Origin of the sequence: Clostridium sp. AN503, assembly GCF_040719375.1 — a bacterium.
Classification (GTDB): domain Bacteria; phylum Bacillota; class Clostridia; order Lachnospirales; family Lachnospiraceae; genus Brotaphodocola.
This window is the reverse complement of sequence record NZ_JBFDTP010000002.1, coordinates 1,608,679-1,625,078: the sequence shown is the minus strand read 5'-3', so window position 1 is coordinate 1,625,078 and position 16,400 is coordinate 1,608,679. Positions and strand designations below refer to the sequence as shown.

Genomic DNA, 16,400 nt, shown 5'->3' with positions numbered 1-16,400 from the left:
TTGTCGTAAGTGGTGATAGTATGCAACATAATCTTAGAGAAAAAGTATCACGAATTATAAAAGACCGCAATTTGTGTAGTTATATGAATAGTACAAAATGGAATGAGCTAATAACAGCAATAACAGAAGAAATGCCCTTTCCTCCACCATTTGATATTAAATATCTAACAGAAGAGGATTGTTTTCCAAACGAATTCCTTAAAGGGGATGTCTACCATTTAGGCGATTGGATGGGAGAAAATTTTCCGCCTGAAGAGCATTATTTTAATATCGAATGGATTGAAGTACGTCCTTGCTATTTAAAGCATCGCGGAAAACTAACCAAGCCAGAAATCATTGACGAGAGCAAACTATTTTAGGAAATTTTAAATCGGCATCATATCCCCTATGAGGAAAGAAACGGATCCTATTATATTTACGGATACCATTAAATTTCTGTGTAGAAATACTCCCTGCAGATTAATCAACTTTTGCTGGCTAAAGTGAATTTTATTTCATCCTGCTCTTTATTAATTTAGGATAATTTTATGTATTTTATCCGGCATAAATTATTTTGTCCATTCATGGATAAAATTCAAATTTTGAAAAATGGACAAATCCTTTGAAACCTTGTATTTAAGCCATTATTTTAGATTTTAATTTTATCCATTATTTTTTACATTTCCCAGCAGCATGATAAATAAGAGAAAAACCTTCCTTCTCTTGATATAATTTCCTGCATACTTTTGCCAGGGATACCGAAACTATTAGCAGATAGTAGCAGATAAGGAGGCATCATCATGGCAAAAGCAGGAATGAGAAGACCAAGTCCTTACGACCCGGACAATCATGGGACAGAGAATCATCATACACTCCATCATCCCAAAAATGAACAGGCACAGGTACCTGAGATCCAGGGAGCCGCAAAAACTGGAAACGCGAAAGCGGGACCTGTCAATGCACCCAACTGGGCCAGGGATGACTATAAAACCGGAGATCGATAAACCGGAACAGGTCAGCCCTGTAAAACCCCCCATTAAATCGCACCACGGGGAATCATGAAGCATGAGGCGGCTACTCTGCAAAGTATACGACTGTCAAGTATTCCCCCGAATGGATATGCTCGTCACGGAGACCATTCATCCGCTTCAGCTCTTCCACGTACTCCTTCGTGGTGTAGCCGCTTCCTTCCAGATACTGCGCGGCAATGTCCCAGAGACTGTCTCCCTGCTTCAGCTGGATGCTGGTGTAGTAACGGTTCATGGGCTTTACATATTCTTCTTCGGCATGGGCGTTCAACAGCGTATGGCCAAAGAAACCGGAGCAAAAAGCAAGTATCATCAAAAGAACAATCATCAGATTCCTGACTCTACGTCGTGCAATTCTTCTATTCATCATCAGTACCCCCTTATAACTGGCATCCGTTCCCCAAACACAGCGTCGGACGAATGCAAACATCTGTTCTGTTTCTATGTTCTTATTATAGTATCCGAACATTTGTTTGTCAATGGATTTTCCAAAAAAATCGAACAAAAGTTTGCTTTTTTATCGAACATATGTTACTATATTAATTAGAAAGAATCTGCTCATACAACACAGCAGTATACGAATACATAAAACAGGAGGAACCGGTATGGCACAGGGCAAGATTACCGCAAAACAACAGGAAATACTGGAATATATCAAGGGATGCATTTTAAAGAAAGGATATCCGCCGGCAGTCCGGGAGATCTGTGAGGCGGTCCATTTAAAGTCCACTTCTTCTGTCCACTCCCACTTAGAGACACTGGAGCGTAACGGCTATATCCGCCGCGACCCTACCAAACCGCGTGCCATTGAGATCCTGGACGATGAGTTTGCTCTCACACGCCGGGAGATGGTGCAGGTTCCCGTGATCGGTACGGTTGCCGCAGGCCAGCCGATCCTGGCCCAGGAGAACATCGAAGATTACTTCCCGATCCCGGCCAGCATTCTCCCCAACGCTGAGACCTTCATGCTGCGCGTCAAGGGTGAGAGTATGATCAATATCGGTATTTTCGACGGTGACCAGGTGATCGTAGAGCAGACAAAGACTGCACGGAATGGAGAGATCGTCGTTGCACTGGTGGAGGATTCCGCCACCGTGAAGCGTTTTTTCAAAGAAAAGGGACACTACCGGCTTCAGCCGGAGAATGATAATATGGAACCAATCATCGTAAACCAAGTGGAGATTCTTGGCAAAGTGATCGGATTGTTCCGCATGATGCAGTGAGAAGCAGAAGAACACAACGACAGGATTGGATGATAAGCCCATAACATAAGATCATAATGTATCATAAAACCCCATCAAGACCGGAAACAGTCCTGATGGGGTTTCATAACACTTTTATCTAAATGAATCTTTAAATATCAGCATGCATTTATTTTTTCTGGCTGTTCAACCACTCCTGTTTCTTTTTCGCAAAGTCCAGGATGATGTCCACACATCCTTCCATGCCCAGCACAGTACTGCTGATACACAGGTCATAGCTCTTGGCGTCAGCCCACTTCTTGCTGGAATAGTAATTGTAGTAGCTTGCACGCTTCTTGTCGGTCTTGACCATGATATCCTTTGCCTTGGCGTCATCCACTTTATACAGCTCTTTTAAACGAGCCAGCTTATCATCGTCATGTCCGGTGATAAACACAGACACGGTATTGGGATAATCCGCCAACGCATAATCTGCGCATCGTCCAACGATCACACAGGACTCTTCGTCCGCCAGCTTCTTGATGGTGTCAAACTGAGCCAGGAAGATCTTATGGTTGATCGGCATATCCATGTATGCAGATGTGGTATATCCCAGTGAATAGGTATCCATCACCAGAGAGTAGAGGAAACTACTTGTGGGCTTCTCGTCGTGAGTCTCAAACAGTTCCTCACACAGTCCGCTCTCCTTAGCTGCACGGGTAAGGAGTTCCTTATCGTAACACTGCACTCCCATTCTCTCCGCAAGCATTTCGCCGATCTTTTTTCCGCCGCTGCCGCACTGTCTTCCGATTGTAATAACAAGATTTCCCTTCATAGATATCCTTCTCCTTTCAGTAACCTGCGATGTAAGTCTTCTTATATCATATTATACACCAAAATTTCTGAAAAGTATATAAACAGAAAGCAAAAATCTATCTATTTTGCGAAATTTTAGAAAAATAACCTTATTATTAGTCCAGCTCCAATTTTTTAAGCAGCATTTCAAAATATTCCGGTAAAGGTGCATGAAACTCCATATATTCTCCTGTTGTTGGATGAATAATACCCAAAACTCCAGCATGTAAAGTCTGTCCCTCAAGCCCTGGAAACGGGCATTTGGCGGGACCATAGACCTGGTCGCCCAAAAGTGGATGACCGGTGCTTGCCATATGCACACGGATCTGGTGAGTCCTTCCGGTCTCAAGCTGGCATTCCACATAGGTAAAACGCCGGAACCGGCGCAAAACCCGGTAATGGGTAACGGCGTCCTTCCCATTCTTCTCATTAATGCTCATCTTTTTCCGGTCTGTTGGATGCCGCCCAATGGGAGCATGGACCGTACCCTCGTCCTCTTTTATCACACCATGTACGACGGCATAGTATTTCCTGGTAATAGAATGGACCTTCAGCTGTTCCGCAACGGCGCTGTGCGCCCTGTCGTTCTTGCAGACGATCAGCACACCGGTGGTGTCCATATCAATACGATGGACGATCCCCGGCCGCATCACGCCGTTGATACCGGACAATTCCCCCCTGCAATGATGCATAAGGCCATTGACCAGGGTGCCAGTATAATGACCGGCAGCCGGATGCACTACCATTCCCTTTGGCTTATTGATCAAAAGAATATCCGGATCTTCATACAGGATGGAAAGCTCCATAGGCTCCGCCTCAATATCCGGCTCCACCGCATCAGGCACATGAAGCCGGATCCTGTCGCCACAGGAAACCTTATAGTTGCTTTTTACTGGTGCTCCGTTTACCGATACACCTCCGTCCTTTAAAAGCTTCTGCAGATAAGAACGGGAAAGCTCCTCCTGGCGGTCGCTCAAATAGCGGTCAATACGAAGTCCTGCATCTCCTTCTACAACAAACTCCTGAATCAATGAGAATCCCCCTTCTCCCTGCGCAGATGAAAAATATCCAGCTCCTCCTCGCGGTAATAAAAACATAATAATACCAGAAGGATAGCCGTCGCTACCGTCACATAGATATCCGCCACATTAAAGATGGGAAAATTGATCAGTTTAAAATACAAAAAATCCACCACGTATCCCTTGGAAACACGGTCCACCATGTTCCCGACCGCTCCAGCCGTGATCATGATGGTGCAGATCTTCAGCCAGTGATACCGCTTTTGTCCCCAATCCGGCATACGGTACATCACGAAAGCGGCAGCAGCCAGCACAACTGCCCCGATCAGGAAAAAGAAACCCTGACGTCCCTGCAGCATGCCAAAAGCGGCTCCTCTGTTCTCTGAATATAAAAATTCAAACACTCCGTCTACAATGACAAATGGCGGCCTTCCTTTCAGCCGGGTCACTACTAAAAGCTTTGTATACTGGTCTGCCAGAACCAGGGCAAGGGATGCTGCCGCCCACACCAGCAGATTGAATACTTTATTCTTCATGTTCCCCTCCCGCCAGCCAGCACAGGCTTTCAATCATCTCCTGATCCGTCACGGAACGGTCCACATATGCCTCTCCAATCTGGTGGAGAAGAATAAACTTGATTGTGCCGGAATCCATCTTTTTATCGTTTTTTGTGGTTGCAACTATATTGTCCGCCTCTAGTCCGAGCCCGCCGATACTGACCGGAAGACCAAATACCTCCAGAGTTTTTAAAATGCCGGAAACCTCCTCCATCGTAAGGCTGCCTCTCTTTGCAGACATCCAGGACGCCGCGGCGCAGCCCAAAGCCACGCATTGTCCATGTAGCAGATGAAAGTCCATCAGCTTCTCGATGGCATGGCCCAGCGTATGACCAAAATTCAGCAAAGCTCTCTCAGCCTGTTCTGTCGGGTCCTTCTCCACCACTTCCCGCTTGATCTGGTTGCTCACCAGGATCATCTGCTCACATACGCTCAAATCTCTTTTTCTGATCTTATCCGCGTGAGCCGTCAGCCAGGCGTAATACTCCCGGTCCCGTATCAGCCCGTGCTTGATGATCTCACCCATACCGGATGCGAACTGCTCGTCCGGAAGTGTCAGCAGACTGGATGTACTGGTATAGACCAGAGCAGGCATGTGGAACGCTCCTACCATATTTTTGTAGGAATCAAAATCCACTCCGGTCTTTCCGCCTATACTGGAATCCACCTGGGAAAGCAAAGTCGTGGGAATCTGGATAAAACGGATCCCCCTTAAGTAGGTCGCTGCCGTAAAGCCGCACAGATCTCCGACCACACCGCCGCCGAGAGCCACCAGCATATCCCCTCTGTCATAATGTCTTTTGATCAGGTGCTCATAAATGCCCCTCACCGTATCCAGATTCTTATACTCCTCCCCAGCCGGGATCTCATAACAATCTACCTGTCGGCAGCATGAAGCCAGCTCCTTTTTTACCTGTTCCAGATACAATGGGGCCACGTTACTGTCTGTAACAATGCACAGCTTCCTTCCTGCAGTGCCTAAAGCTGCCGCTTCCTCTCCAAGCCTGTCATAGGAAGATTCTGCCACGATATCATAAATTGCCCTGCCGTCCCTATGGACTGTCATTCGATTAGCCATATCTGTCTCCTCTCATCTCCACTGCATATCCCACTGTATACGAAAGAAAGCAAACAATCTTCCTTCCGAACATCCGGAAAATTGTCTGCCTTTCCTGTCCATTTCCTTCGCAAAAGGGATATGTAATGATATGTAATCTCTCTATCGCTGCCCCTTACAGGCGAATGTTCAGCCCGGATACATCGAGGGTCCCATTCCCAAGGAGTTCCTGGAAATCGCCGGAAAGCTCCACAGACTCCGGAGTCGCGATAAAAATATAACTGGATATCTTTTGTAAATTGCCGTTCATGGAATAGGTTGCACCAGAAGTAAAGTCGATGATACGCTGTGCGACTTCTGTATGGATTCCCTCCATATTGAGAACAACTGCCTTACCTGCCAGCAGGTAATCACAGATTTCCCTGGCATCTTCAATGGAAGTAGGTTTGATCAGGGATACTTCCATCCCTCTTCTCATGGGAACTACCTTTGATGAACGAGAGAAAAAACGCGGTTTACTGTCATCTTCGCCTCCTTCATAGTCGTCTGCATCGTCCCGTACCTGGAATAGACTTTTCTTTCCAGCCTTGTCCATTTCGTAATCGTCGTCAGGACCAAAGTAATCATCATCCTCTTCAGGGGTTAAACGCATGGTATCCATCAGCTTACTTAAAAGGCTCATAACTTGTTCTCTCTCCAATCCTTATCTGGCACCAAAAATCCCGGTACCGACTCTTATCATGGTTGCGCCTTCCTCCACGGCAACTTCATAGTCGCCGGTCATTCCCATAGAAAGCACACTCATAGTAACATTATCAATGTTTTTCTTTTTGATGTCAACAGATAATTGATATAATTTTTTAAAAATCGGACGATTTTCTTCGGAATCCTCTACAAAAGGTGCGATCGTCATCAAACCAGTGATATGAAGGTGAGGAAACATCCGTATTATGTCAATAGCGTCCATCACATCCTCCGGGAAGAATCCAAATTTGCTCTCCTCCTTCGCCACATTGACTTCCAGAAGTATATCCACAGACCGATCTTCTTTTGCCGCATCTTGTTCAATCTGTTCAGCCAGCCGGACAGAATCTACGGAATGGATCAAAACGGCATGGGGCAGGACCTGTTTTACTTTATTGCGCTGCAGATGCCCGATCATATGAAAACGGGCGTCCGACGGCATGGCCGGGGCCTTTTCCAGTATCTCCTGAACCTTATTCTCTCCAAAATCACGGGCGCCAGCGTCATACGCCTCCATTAAGGAGGTTAACGGCTTTGTCTTACTGACTGCGATCAATGTCACCTCATCTGCATTCCTGCCGCTGCGCAGACAGGCTGCCTGGATCCGCGCCTTTACCTCCTGTAGATTATCTGAAATCATATGCTCCATATCTCTTTACCTCGATTTCTTATTAATGTATCCGTATTACTGATAGATCAGTTCCCCTTCATAGACAGTATCCGCATTCAACACGATATGGTCATACACAGAAAGACCATAGTTGGTGCCCTTTTTCACGGTATAGTACTCTTCATTGGACTTTAATATCTCTATCTGTTTAAATACTGCATAGCCCTTATTAATGTTATAAACCCCCTGCAAGGATGCGCTGGAGCCAACCTGGTAGCGGTCTTTTGAATTCTGCTTTACAATATAGTCCCCGGCCTTAATGGGGGCATTCTCCCCCATATCGATATAGTAATAATCCTCCGTGGAATAGTAGATCGTAGTTGGCACAAACTGGACTGCCGGAGTTCCATCCTCAGAATAGACCTCCTTCATAAAGCCCGTATCGCTGCTGTCTCCCCCCTGTGCGATATACTCCACCGGAACCAGATAAAAATTCTTAGTGGTCACTGCAGTTACCGGGATCTTCAACCCATCAGTCCTGGCGGTCTCCACTTCAAAGGTAACATACCGGTCCGAAACAAACTGGACCATATACTGGTTAAAATCCAGCTTTCCATACTGTTTTCCATCAGCTCCCGTGATTATGGAAAAAGCCCCGTCCGTCTCCAGCTCATTGGAAGAAAAGGTCACATGCAGAGTCTTCTGGCCCGTGTATTCTGTGATATGTTCCTCTGTCAGCGGAAATACGATGCTCCAGTCATCAGAAGTCACCAGCTTGTACACCGGCGCAGACTTTTCGATCAGATCGCCAGCCTTTGTGATCGCCTTGGAATAACTGGAACGTTCAAACGCCTCCTCCGTGATCTGGGAAGCTTCCATACCTTCAAACCCATCGATGGAATAAGATACCACGCCGGACACAGGCGCCTTCACCTGTTGAAAGACAATGCCCGTCTCCTGCATCAGAGCATCTAAATTACCCAGTGAATTAAAGTTAACATACTCCAGCACCGACGCCTCCAGTGAATACTGAAGATCATAGATCTCACTAAAATTCTGATCGTCATAATTCATGGAAAAAGAGGATAACTGCCGCTTGATCTCCGCTAAATTGGCATCGGTAAGAGTCACATTGGCTTCCGGGTGTTCCTCCAAAAAGGCCTCCATGCTTCCAGTCTCGTCAATGGAATAGATCCGCGTACCGATCGCAGCGCGTTTCCCCTCCCGGACATAATAATTGATGTGGCCTGCCCGGTCTGTTTTCTCCACCTGCTCACTGCGCAGGATAATGCCTGTATACTGGTGGTCGTTCACAATATTGCCCTCTGCAACCTCGTAGAACTGCACCTTATCCTTTTTCATATAGGTATATACGCTGAATGTCATATAGACAAATATAATAGCAAAGATAATCATCCCCACATTTAAATTCAGCGGGTGACGATACCGTACGATCTTGGAATTCTTTTTCTTAGCCAACTTCAAATCCTCCCGGACAGGTCATTACTGTTCCTATCCATTATAAAAGCTACCGGGTAAAAGTGCAAGCCAAACCCGCAAAAAGCAATGCAGCCGGCGACTTTTAAGCCCCCGGCTGCAGGATAATCTTTCTATGTATTACAGTGAGATCACGACATCCTTCTGAACGTTCTCCGGCATCTCTGCGGCATCCAGGGATACGCTTAATACAAAGTTCACGCTGTATTTGTCACTGATTTTTTCCAAGGTTGCAATGGTATCGCTGATGTCCTCGCCCTCTAAGCTTGCCAGCTTTAAAAAGCTGTCTAAAAACATCGTCTCGATATCATGGTCCTGTGAGATGATCCCACAGACAAAACCGATAAATCCTTCGCTTGTGGTAATCGGGTATTCTTTCACATTGATCAGGCGGATCTTGTTGCTGAGTTCATACATATGCTTGGAACTCTTATCCAGATAGACAATCGAACCGGTCGCTGCTTTGATAGCTGTATTCGCCATGTCCAACAGATGTTTCGTCTTTCCTTTTCCTTTTCTGCCTGCGATAATCTGCACCATAATAATCTCCTCCTTAGGTTTATTTAATTTGTATAAAAAGTCTTTTATTATTAAACTAATTATAGTACAAATCGATAAAATGCGCAATCACTAATTGACAATTTTCTGAATTATATTTGTCATATTCTCATACAGGGTCTGCCTGCTTTCAGCTTTAAGTACCACGGAGATATATTCATGCTGCCTGGTATCCTGGCTTCCGATGATCAGACAGGAACCAGCCGCCTTTGTGGTGCCTGTTTTCCCACCGATCACAGTCAGTCCTTCCGGAGTGGGAGTCTTCCCAGTCAGATACTGGTTGCTGTTCTTCCACTCCTGGGTCTTTAAAAGCCCCTGAGCATCTGTATACTGTGCAGTATAAGCAGAAGTCCCTATGATCTTTCGGAACTCCGGCTGTTTTAGCGCCTCATTGAATATCAGATATAAATCATACGCAGTCGTATAATGCTGCTCATCCGTCAATCCATGAGGATTGACAAAATGGGTATCAGTAGCCCCAAGTTCATAGGCCCTCTGATTCATCCTCTGCGCGAATGCCCCAATGCTGCCCGACTTGTGTACAGCAATGGCTGCGCCGGCATCATTGCCGGAGGGAAGCATCAGACCATAGAGCAGTTCTTCCATCGTCAGTCTGTCTCCGGGTTTTATATGGCACAGGGAAGCTCCCGATTCGGTGATCACTGTCTCCTCCCCTACTGTGACCTCCTCCTCCAGATCACCGTCTTCTATGACAAGCAATGCCGTCATAACCTTGGTAATACTGGCCGGATTCATACGCTCAAACGGATTCTTCTGCACGATCACCCGGTTGTCACTGAGAGAAAACGTAGCAGCCGCCTCTGCACTGACAGCAGCGTCCACAGAAGCTTCCGTCCCGGTGATCACACATAGATCCTCTGCAAAAGCAGGCGCCAGTTCCCGGTCGTCAGGAACAGAAGCGATCAGGGCATCCAGTCTTTCAGGCGCATAGGAATACTCTGAATCCTCAGCCTGCCCGCACCCGCACATAAGCGCCGCCGACAGAAGAGCCGTCACACAGACTCTGCAGGTCATTCTCAAAATGAACTCTCCTGTTTATAGATCTCGCGCCACTCCAGATCACCGCGGTCCAACGCCTTGATCAAAAGCTCGGCGGTGGCAAGATTGGTCGCAAAAGGAATATTGTAAATATCACACAGGCGGACCACGTCATTCACATCCGGCTCATGAGACTTCGGAGAAAGCGGGTCCCTCAGGAAAATCACCAGATCCATCTGATTGTGCTCAATCTGGGACGCCAGCTGCTGCTGTCCTCCCAAATGCCCGGCAAGATATTTGTGTACGTTTAAATTAGTTACTTCCTCTACGAGGCGTCCGGTGGTCCCTGTTGCAAAAAGCTCGTGCTTGTTGAGAATCCCCCGGTAAGCGATGCAGAAGTTCTGCATCAGTTTCTTTTTTGAATCATGAGCAATCAGACCGATGTTCATATGGTTAATAACCTCCTTTAATAGTTACTGATTTTTCTTTGAAGTCCAACATTGAGCGCAATCCCCACACCGAAACAGATACTCATCAGGGAACTGACCCCATAGCTGATAAATGGAAGCGGCAGCCCGGTATTGGGAACAATCCCGGTCGCCACGGCAATATTGGCAAAGCTCTGGAAAGCAAGCAGGGTTGCCAGGCCCACACATAAAAGCCTGCCCGACATATCCTTCGCACGCGCCGCCATGATCAGGCACTCATATACCACAAGAGCTATGAGCAGGATCACTGCAACACATCCGATGAACCCCAGTTCCTCACCGATCACGGCAAAGATAAAGTCCGTCCGTTCCTCGGAAAGAAAGTTTCCGTTCTTGACGGAAGCCAGAGTGTTGTTGTTTAAGCCTTTTCCGTGCAGCATCCCGGAACCGATCGCCATGATCGAGTTGGTCTGCTGTAAATTAGCCTCTGCATAGTTCGCCTTGTCAATAAATGCAAGGATCCGCCGTGCCTGGTAATCTTTTAAAAACGGCACCATATTGAACTTGAGCAGGTATACGAAAAGTCCTCCGCACGGAATAACGACCGCCAGCGCACCAGCGATCCAGCGGTAGCTTAGTCCGGCTGCAAACAGCATGCTGAGAAAAATGACCACAGTCACCAGGCTTGTAGAAAGATTCGGCTGCAGATAAATCAGGGCAAATATGACCAGGAACAGGCCCCCTGCAAGCATCAATATTGTAAACTGGTTGATCCTCTCCTGGTTCTTTGCAAAAAACCAGGAGAAAAATACGATCATACCAATCTTTACAAACTCCGACGGCTGAATCTGTCCAATCCCCGGCAGCACGATCCATCTGGTCGCAATGCCGCGGCTCACACCAAAGATCAGCACGGCTATCAATCCCACGATACAGGCTCCGTATACAACCGGAGCTGCTGTCATGATCTTATGATAGTCGAGCAGGGACAGGCCGATCACAATCGCCGACCCTACGACAACTCCCATGATCTGTTTCCCAACCACGGCCATGTCCTGGTTGGTAGCGCTCCGAATGATCAGGACGCCAAAAATATTCAGCAGTAACACATAAAGGAATAAACGGTAATTGTAATTCCTGAAGTCGTAATCTAAAAACATTCTTCATTCCTCTTAACAGTAAACTGGCGGAGCGGAAATGTCGCGGAAAGGACCGGTGTCGGTTCCCTCGTCCCGGCAGTCTCCATCCTGGTAAAACGGATGTCAAGCTGCACAGTATCAATCTCCGCATATCTGGAAAGTACGCCAATCATATCATCTTTTATCAGGTCGATGAGCCCGGGATTCACACGGGCCTTGTCCGAAACCAGCAAAAGCTTCAGACGGCTCCTTGCAATCTCACCGGAATTGCTCTTGTGGAACCAAATCAACTGTCTCATCGCGTCCACCCTCCCTATGCCCTCTTTAAAAAGCCGGAGATGCGGACCAGTAGTCCCCGGTGCGGGTCTAAATCCATCAGTGGAATGGCCTCTCCCGCGATCCGTTTGCAGATATTGAGATATGCCTGTCCGGCGAAGGATTCCGTGTCCACCAAGGGTTCGCCCTGATTGGTGGATACAACGATGTCCTCATCATCCGGAACCGCCCCGATAATGCTGACGGCCAGGATATCAGCCACATCCTCCACGGACATCATATCCCCTCGCCTCACCATGTCCATACGGATCCGGTTGACGATCAGATCGATCTCCTGCATCTGTGCCGCTTCCAAAAGGCCGATGATACGGTCGGCATCCCGGATGGCAGATACTTCCGGAGTTGTGACGACCAGAGCGCGGTCTGCACCGGCTATGGCGTTCTGGAATCCCTGCTCAATACCGGCAGGACAATCCAGCAGAATATAATCAAAATCTTCTCGTAGATCGTCCACCAGTTTTTTCATCTGGCCCGGATTGACCGAAGTCTTGTCCCGGGTCTGGGCGGACGGAAGTAAATAGAGATTCGGGTATCTTTTGTCTTTTATCAGGGCCTGCTTCATCCGGCAGTTGCCTTCCACCACGTCAACCAGATTATAAATGATCCGGTTCTCCAACCCCATCACGACATCTAAGTTGCGAAGGCCGATATCTGTATCGATCAGCACGACGCTGTAACCCAGCAAAGCCAGGCCTGTCCCGATGTTTGCAGTTGTGGTGGTCTTGCCGACCCCGCCTTTTCCAGAAGTAATCACAATGACTTCACTCATAGAATGCCTCCTGAAAAAATACTACCTCTCCATTTTACATTAAAATCAAAAACTTTTCCAGTATTAATTGAAATTTAACATACTAAAAACGGATTTTTTTATTGCTTTCGTACAAATACTACAATTTTCTACATTTGCTATCATCGGTCCCTTGCCCAATCGCCGGCCTTTATCGCCATAATGCTGCATAATATCCGCGATCTTGATCTGCAAAGGAGCCATCTCCATGGCAGCGACCACCGCATCCCGGTCTCCCGCGACACCGGCATGGACCGATCCGCGCAGCTCGCCCAGGACAATGATATTGCCCTTTGCTGTGACACGGGCGCCATGGCGCACATCCCCGATGATCACAATGCTGGCCTCCGACTCCAGCGACTCGCCCCGGTGAAGATCCCCCCGGTAGAACTGTCCGGTCCGTGAGGACAGTTCCATCAGTTTCTGGTTGAGCGCTTTCTCACACCGCTCGATCCGGTTTAAGTCATTGTCGATCAGGCACAGTACTTCTATCCCGGAATTTTCAGTGATGGTATTCACGATCCGGAATTCTTCCTCGGCAGTAAGCTCTCTTCCCTCCAGCAGAAGCGCCATCTGTACATTGCCCCAGAACCTGGAACTCTCCCGGAACTTCATGGAAACTTCCGCAAGAAGCTCCTCAAAGGTACATTCCGGATCCAAAATGACAGTCATGCCGGATTTGCTGCTTTTGATCACAACTTTGCTCTTCAACTTACTCCCCCGCTTTCTGATATTAAAGATTAATCCCCGATCTTGACATTGGAAACATCCAGCGCGCCGGTGTTCATGATATAATCAAGATCCGTGTATCTGTAGTAGAAGCGGTAAATATTCTTGGCGACCGTGGCCGCGTTGGAGGATGAATATCCATAGGGGATATTTACCGTTACACATATCTCCGGGTTGGCATAAGGTCCGTAAGAGATAAAGAATGCATGGTTACCGCGGGTCTTGGTCTCCTGCGCAGTACCGGTCTTTCCTGCGATCTCCACTTCCAGATCCTTAAAGATCTGTTTGGCGGAACCATCGGAAATAACGCCGCGCATTCCCTGCTGCACTGCATCCCAGGTTGAATCTGCTATCTCTATATGACCGGATACCTCCGGTGTGTAATCTTTGATGATATTGCCCTCTGCATCGGTGATCTTTTCCAGAAGGCTCAGTTCAAATACCGTTCCCCGGTTCGCCAGCGCCGCCACATAGCGGGAAAGCTGGACGTTTGAATAGGAGTTGGTACCCTGCCCCATGGCGGAACGCTCCGGGTCCTCCGTGGTCAGCTCCGGCGTCGTCTCCGATATCTCGATCCCGGACGGACGGTCCAGACCGAACATGGTGGCGTATTTACGGATCGTCGCAATCCCGCGGTCCGTGGAATATACGCCGTTTTCATCGGTAGAAAGCCGGTGGGCCACCTCCGAGAAGAAATAGTTGCAGGAATTCTGGATACCGCCCACAACGTTTAGCGGGCCGTGATACCCAGGATAGATCCAACACTTGATCGGCGGTGCGACTTCCTTGTACTCTCCCGTACAGTCTATGGTCTGGTAAAGGTCGATCACGCCCTCCTCCAGCCCTGCGATCGCCGTGATCGGTTTAAAGGTGGAGCCGGGAGCTTTCTTGGCCTGAGTTGCGTTGTTGTACAGCGGCAGGGACAGATCCTCCTGAAGCTGGCTCAAATACACCGCATCCGCACTGCCTGACAGCCTGTTGTTGTCATAGCTCGGATACGTCACCAGCGCCCGCACCTCTCCAGTGTTCACATCCGTGATCACCACACCTGCGGTACACGGGTCCAGAGCCAGCTGCGCCGGGGTAAGGTCAATATTGGTGATCCTGTCCTTCATAAAAGTAAACGCGTAATTGTCCCCGTTGGCAGTCAGAAGCTGCACCTGCTGTTCATCATAGGGCAGTACACCCTGGGCATAAAGCGCCAGGCAGAGCTGACGTCCTGTGATCACCTCGTCATTGACCAGATACCGGTAAATGCGCTTGGTAAACCTGCTGTCGTCCTCAAGCTGGTCCAGAACATACTCCACCAGCTCAGAGTAGATATCGTCCGCATTGGAATATTTGCTCTGGATATCCAACTGCGTAGTATCGATCCAGTTGTCGGAAATGCCTGCATAGATATAATCCCGCAGACTGATCTCATCATTTTTCCAGGCCAGGTATTCCTGGCTGTTGGTGTCAATGCTGTCCTTCTTTATGATACCCACCGTCGGATCGGAAAGATAGGTGTAGATATACACCATATACGCCATCATATCCTTGGGCAGATCCTTCATGACCGTGGCATGTTCACTCATCAATTCATACCGGAGCTGTTCTATGATCTGCGCCTTTGACGCCGTGTAGGTACTGTAGATCTCCTTCTCGATATCAGAGGCATCCTCCTGGGCCATATGGCTTAGAGAGAGCACATTGTTGTTGATCAGCTGGTAATAGGCATCCTTTACGGGGATCCTGATCTTGGAAGCGTCGGTGATGTCCGTTACATCCACATCTTCATTTACCAGCGCATGGGCGAGGATACCTGCCAGCTGCTGTTCGATCAGATGATAAATACCTACCTGAAGGTCATGGTCTATGGTCAGATAGATATCGTTGCCAGTGGACGGCTGTGTCTCAGAGACCACTTCCATAACACTGCCCACATTATTGACGATCAGGTTCTTATAGCCCTTGTGCCCCTGAAGCTCAAGCTCCATGGACGCCTCTATGCCGGTACGCCCTACGATATCGTTGAGCTCATATTCCGGATTGCTCTTTTGCAGTTCCTCAAGCTGGTCTTCCTGTACCTTGCCGGTGTAGCCGATGATGGAGGCAAAATAGATGGGGTCTTTGTATTTCCGGATGGTCGTCTCCTCAATCCCCACCCCCTGAAGCTCGTCCGCATGCTCCAGGATATCCACCACAGTCTCCTCGTCCACATAGGCGGTGATCGTGGTGGTCTCGTATTTTTTGTAAGCTACCAGGGACATGGTATAGCGGATATTGACGATCTGGAGCGCCTCCCAGTCTGTAAGGATCACCGGATTGCCGAATTCATCCTTCATCTCTCCCAGCTCGTAACGGTCCCTTCGGATCTCAAAGGCCTTCCGGGCTGAGATATTGGTGGGATATTTGCCTTTTGCGTCGTCCAACTCATCCACGGACTTCCTTCCGTAAAAATCCCGCAGAAAGCGTTTTCTCGCGGCTTCAGAGCTGCATGTGTAGACCATCTCCCCGTTTTCATTTAACGTGACTTCAAACTTTCCCTGGGCTTCGTAGCCATGCTTATCCAGGATCCGCACCAGCTTTAACAGCATGGCGTTCATGGAGGAGCTTCTCGGATATGCGCCCGTATCCTGGATCGTGACCGTATAGGCCAGCTCATTGTAAGCCAGGAGCGTTCCGTTCCGGTCGTAGATATTGCCCCGGGTCCCCGGCGTGGTGACGGTTTTTTCCGTCATCTGCACGTATTCTTCCAGATATTCCTCGCCCTCGATGATCTGCAGATGGAACAGCTTGACGATCAGGACTGCAAACATGACCGTAAAAACAGCTGCCAGGGCAAATATCCTGGAACCAAGTATCTTCTTCAAAAATTCCTGTAATATTTCCAGTAAATCCTTCAGCACTTCTTT

19 protein-coding genes are annotated in these 16,400 nt (G+C 48.1%); 3 read left to right on the top strand and 16 right to left on the bottom strand.

Features of this window, described 5'->3' with window-relative positions; translation table 11 throughout:
* The first annotated feature begins 20 nt into the window (after positions 1-20).
* Both AB1I67_RS14790 and AB1I67_RS14785 read left to right on the top strand, forming a co-directional pair.
* Complete coding sequence (locus AB1I67_RS14790) at positions 21-359, top strand: DUF6678 family protein (RefSeq protein ID WP_367030633.1); 339 nt, start codon at positions 21-23, stop codon at positions 357-359.
* Between the two features lie 420 nt (positions 360-779).
* The gene (locus tag AB1I67_RS14785; protein WP_367030632.1) at positions 780-983 is read left to right on the top strand and encodes a hypothetical protein; all 204 of its coding nucleotides are present in this window, start codon (positions 780-782) and stop codon (positions 981-983) included.
* A gap of 70 nt (positions 984-1,053) precedes the next feature.
* Here the strand turns inward: AB1I67_RS14785 and AB1I67_RS14780 are convergent, their stop codons facing one another.
* Entirely contained in the window at positions 1,054-1,377 is a 324-nt protein-coding gene (locus AB1I67_RS14780; protein WP_367030631.1) for a LysM peptidoglycan-binding domain-containing protein, read from the bottom strand.
* Between the two features lie 235 nt (positions 1,378-1,612).
* Here AB1I67_RS14780 and lexA point away from each other — a divergent pair, with 235 nt between their 5' ends.
* A complete protein-coding gene (lexA, locus tag AB1I67_RS14775) occupies positions 1,613-2,230 on the top strand; it encodes a transcriptional repressor LexA (RefSeq protein WP_367030630.1) in 618 nt (205 codons plus the stop codon).
* 148 nt (positions 2,231-2,378) lie between these two features.
* Here lexA and AB1I67_RS14770 read toward each other — a convergent pair whose 3' ends face one another.
* The 15 genes from AB1I67_RS14770 to AB1I67_RS14700 form a co-directional block, all read right to left on the bottom strand.
* Positions 2,379-3,023, bottom strand: a complete 645-nt coding sequence (locus AB1I67_RS14770; protein ID WP_367030629.1) for a cytidylate kinase-like family protein — start codon at positions 3,021-3,023, stop codon at positions 2,379-2,381.
* Positions 3,024-3,159: 136 nt separating this feature from the next.
* Entirely contained in the window at positions 3,160-4,074 is a 915-nt protein-coding gene (locus tag AB1I67_RS14765) for an RluA family pseudouridine synthase (RefSeq protein WP_367030628.1), read from the bottom strand.
* Positions 4,071-4,598 (bottom strand): signal peptidase II, encoded by a 528-nt coding sequence (gene lspA / locus AB1I67_RS14760; RefSeq protein ID WP_367030627.1) that lies wholly within the window; start codon positions 4,596-4,598, stop codon positions 4,071-4,073. Before lspA ends, AB1I67_RS14765 begins: the two co-directional genes overlap by 4 nt.
* Positions 4,588-5,697: a 3-dehydroquinate synthase gene (aroB, locus tag AB1I67_RS14755; RefSeq protein WP_367030626.1), complete on the bottom strand. Its 1,110-nt coding sequence runs from the start codon at positions 5,695-5,697 to the stop codon at positions 4,588-4,590. The genes lspA and aroB overlap by 11 nt, the downstream gene beginning before the upstream one ends.
* 154 nt (positions 5,698-5,851) lie before the next feature.
* Positions 5,852-6,358 carry a cell division protein SepF gene (locus tag AB1I67_RS14750; RefSeq protein WP_367030625.1) on the bottom strand — a complete coding sequence of 169 codons (507 nt, stop codon included), beginning with the start codon at positions 6,356-6,358 and terminating at the stop codon, positions 5,852-5,854.
* Between the two features lie 21 nt (positions 6,359-6,379).
* Entirely contained in the window at positions 6,380-7,060 is a 681-nt protein-coding gene (locus AB1I67_RS14745) for a YggS family pyridoxal phosphate-dependent enzyme (RefSeq protein ID WP_367030624.1), read from the bottom strand.
* A gap of 45 nt (positions 7,061-7,105) precedes the next feature.
* Positions 7,106-8,509 carry an HlyD family efflux transporter periplasmic adaptor subunit gene (locus AB1I67_RS14740; RefSeq protein ID WP_367030623.1) on the bottom strand — a complete coding sequence of 468 codons (1,404 nt, stop codon included), beginning with the start codon at positions 8,507-8,509 and terminating at the stop codon, positions 7,106-7,108.
* 138 nt (positions 8,510-8,647) lie between these two features.
* A complete protein-coding gene (locus tag AB1I67_RS14735; RefSeq protein ID WP_367030622.1) occupies positions 8,648-9,067 on the bottom strand; it encodes a twitching motility protein PilT in 420 nt (139 codons plus the stop codon).
* 90 nt (positions 9,068-9,157) lie between these two features.
* Positions 9,158-10,120 carry a serine hydrolase gene (locus tag AB1I67_RS14730; RefSeq protein WP_367032625.1) on the bottom strand — a complete coding sequence of 321 codons (963 nt, stop codon included), beginning with the start codon at positions 10,118-10,120 and terminating at the stop codon, positions 9,158-9,160.
* Positions 10,121-10,122: 2 nt separating this feature from the next.
* Positions 10,123-10,533 (bottom strand): methylglyoxal synthase, encoded by a 411-nt coding sequence (locus AB1I67_RS14725; protein ID WP_367030621.1) that lies wholly within the window; start codon positions 10,531-10,533, stop codon positions 10,123-10,125.
* Between the two features lie 17 nt (positions 10,534-10,550).
* The gene (locus AB1I67_RS14720) at positions 10,551-11,672 is read right to left on the bottom strand and encodes an FtsW/RodA/SpoVE family cell cycle protein (protein ID WP_367030620.1); all 1,122 of its coding nucleotides are present in this window, start codon (positions 11,670-11,672) and stop codon (positions 10,551-10,553) included.
* Entirely contained in the window at positions 11,663-11,950 is a 288-nt protein-coding gene (locus AB1I67_RS14715; RefSeq protein ID WP_367030619.1) for a cell division topological specificity factor MinE, read from the bottom strand. The genes AB1I67_RS14720 and AB1I67_RS14715 overlap by 10 nt, the downstream gene beginning before the upstream one ends.
* Before the next feature lie 14 nt (positions 11,951-11,964).
* Positions 11,965-12,756 (bottom strand): septum site-determining protein MinD, encoded by a 792-nt coding sequence (gene minD, locus AB1I67_RS14710; RefSeq protein ID WP_367030618.1) that lies wholly within the window; start codon positions 12,754-12,756, stop codon positions 11,965-11,967.
* A 63-nt stretch (positions 12,757-12,819) separates the two neighbouring features.
* Positions 12,820-13,485 carry a septum site-determining protein MinC gene (locus AB1I67_RS14705; RefSeq protein WP_367030617.1) on the bottom strand — a complete coding sequence of 222 codons (666 nt, stop codon included), beginning with the start codon at positions 13,483-13,485 and terminating at the stop codon, positions 12,820-12,822.
* 29 nt (positions 13,486-13,514) lie between these two features.
* Entirely contained in the window at positions 13,515-16,394 is a 2,880-nt protein-coding gene (locus tag AB1I67_RS14700; protein WP_367030616.1) for a penicillin-binding transpeptidase domain-containing protein, read from the bottom strand.
* Positions 16,395-16,400 lie beyond the last annotated feature (6 nt).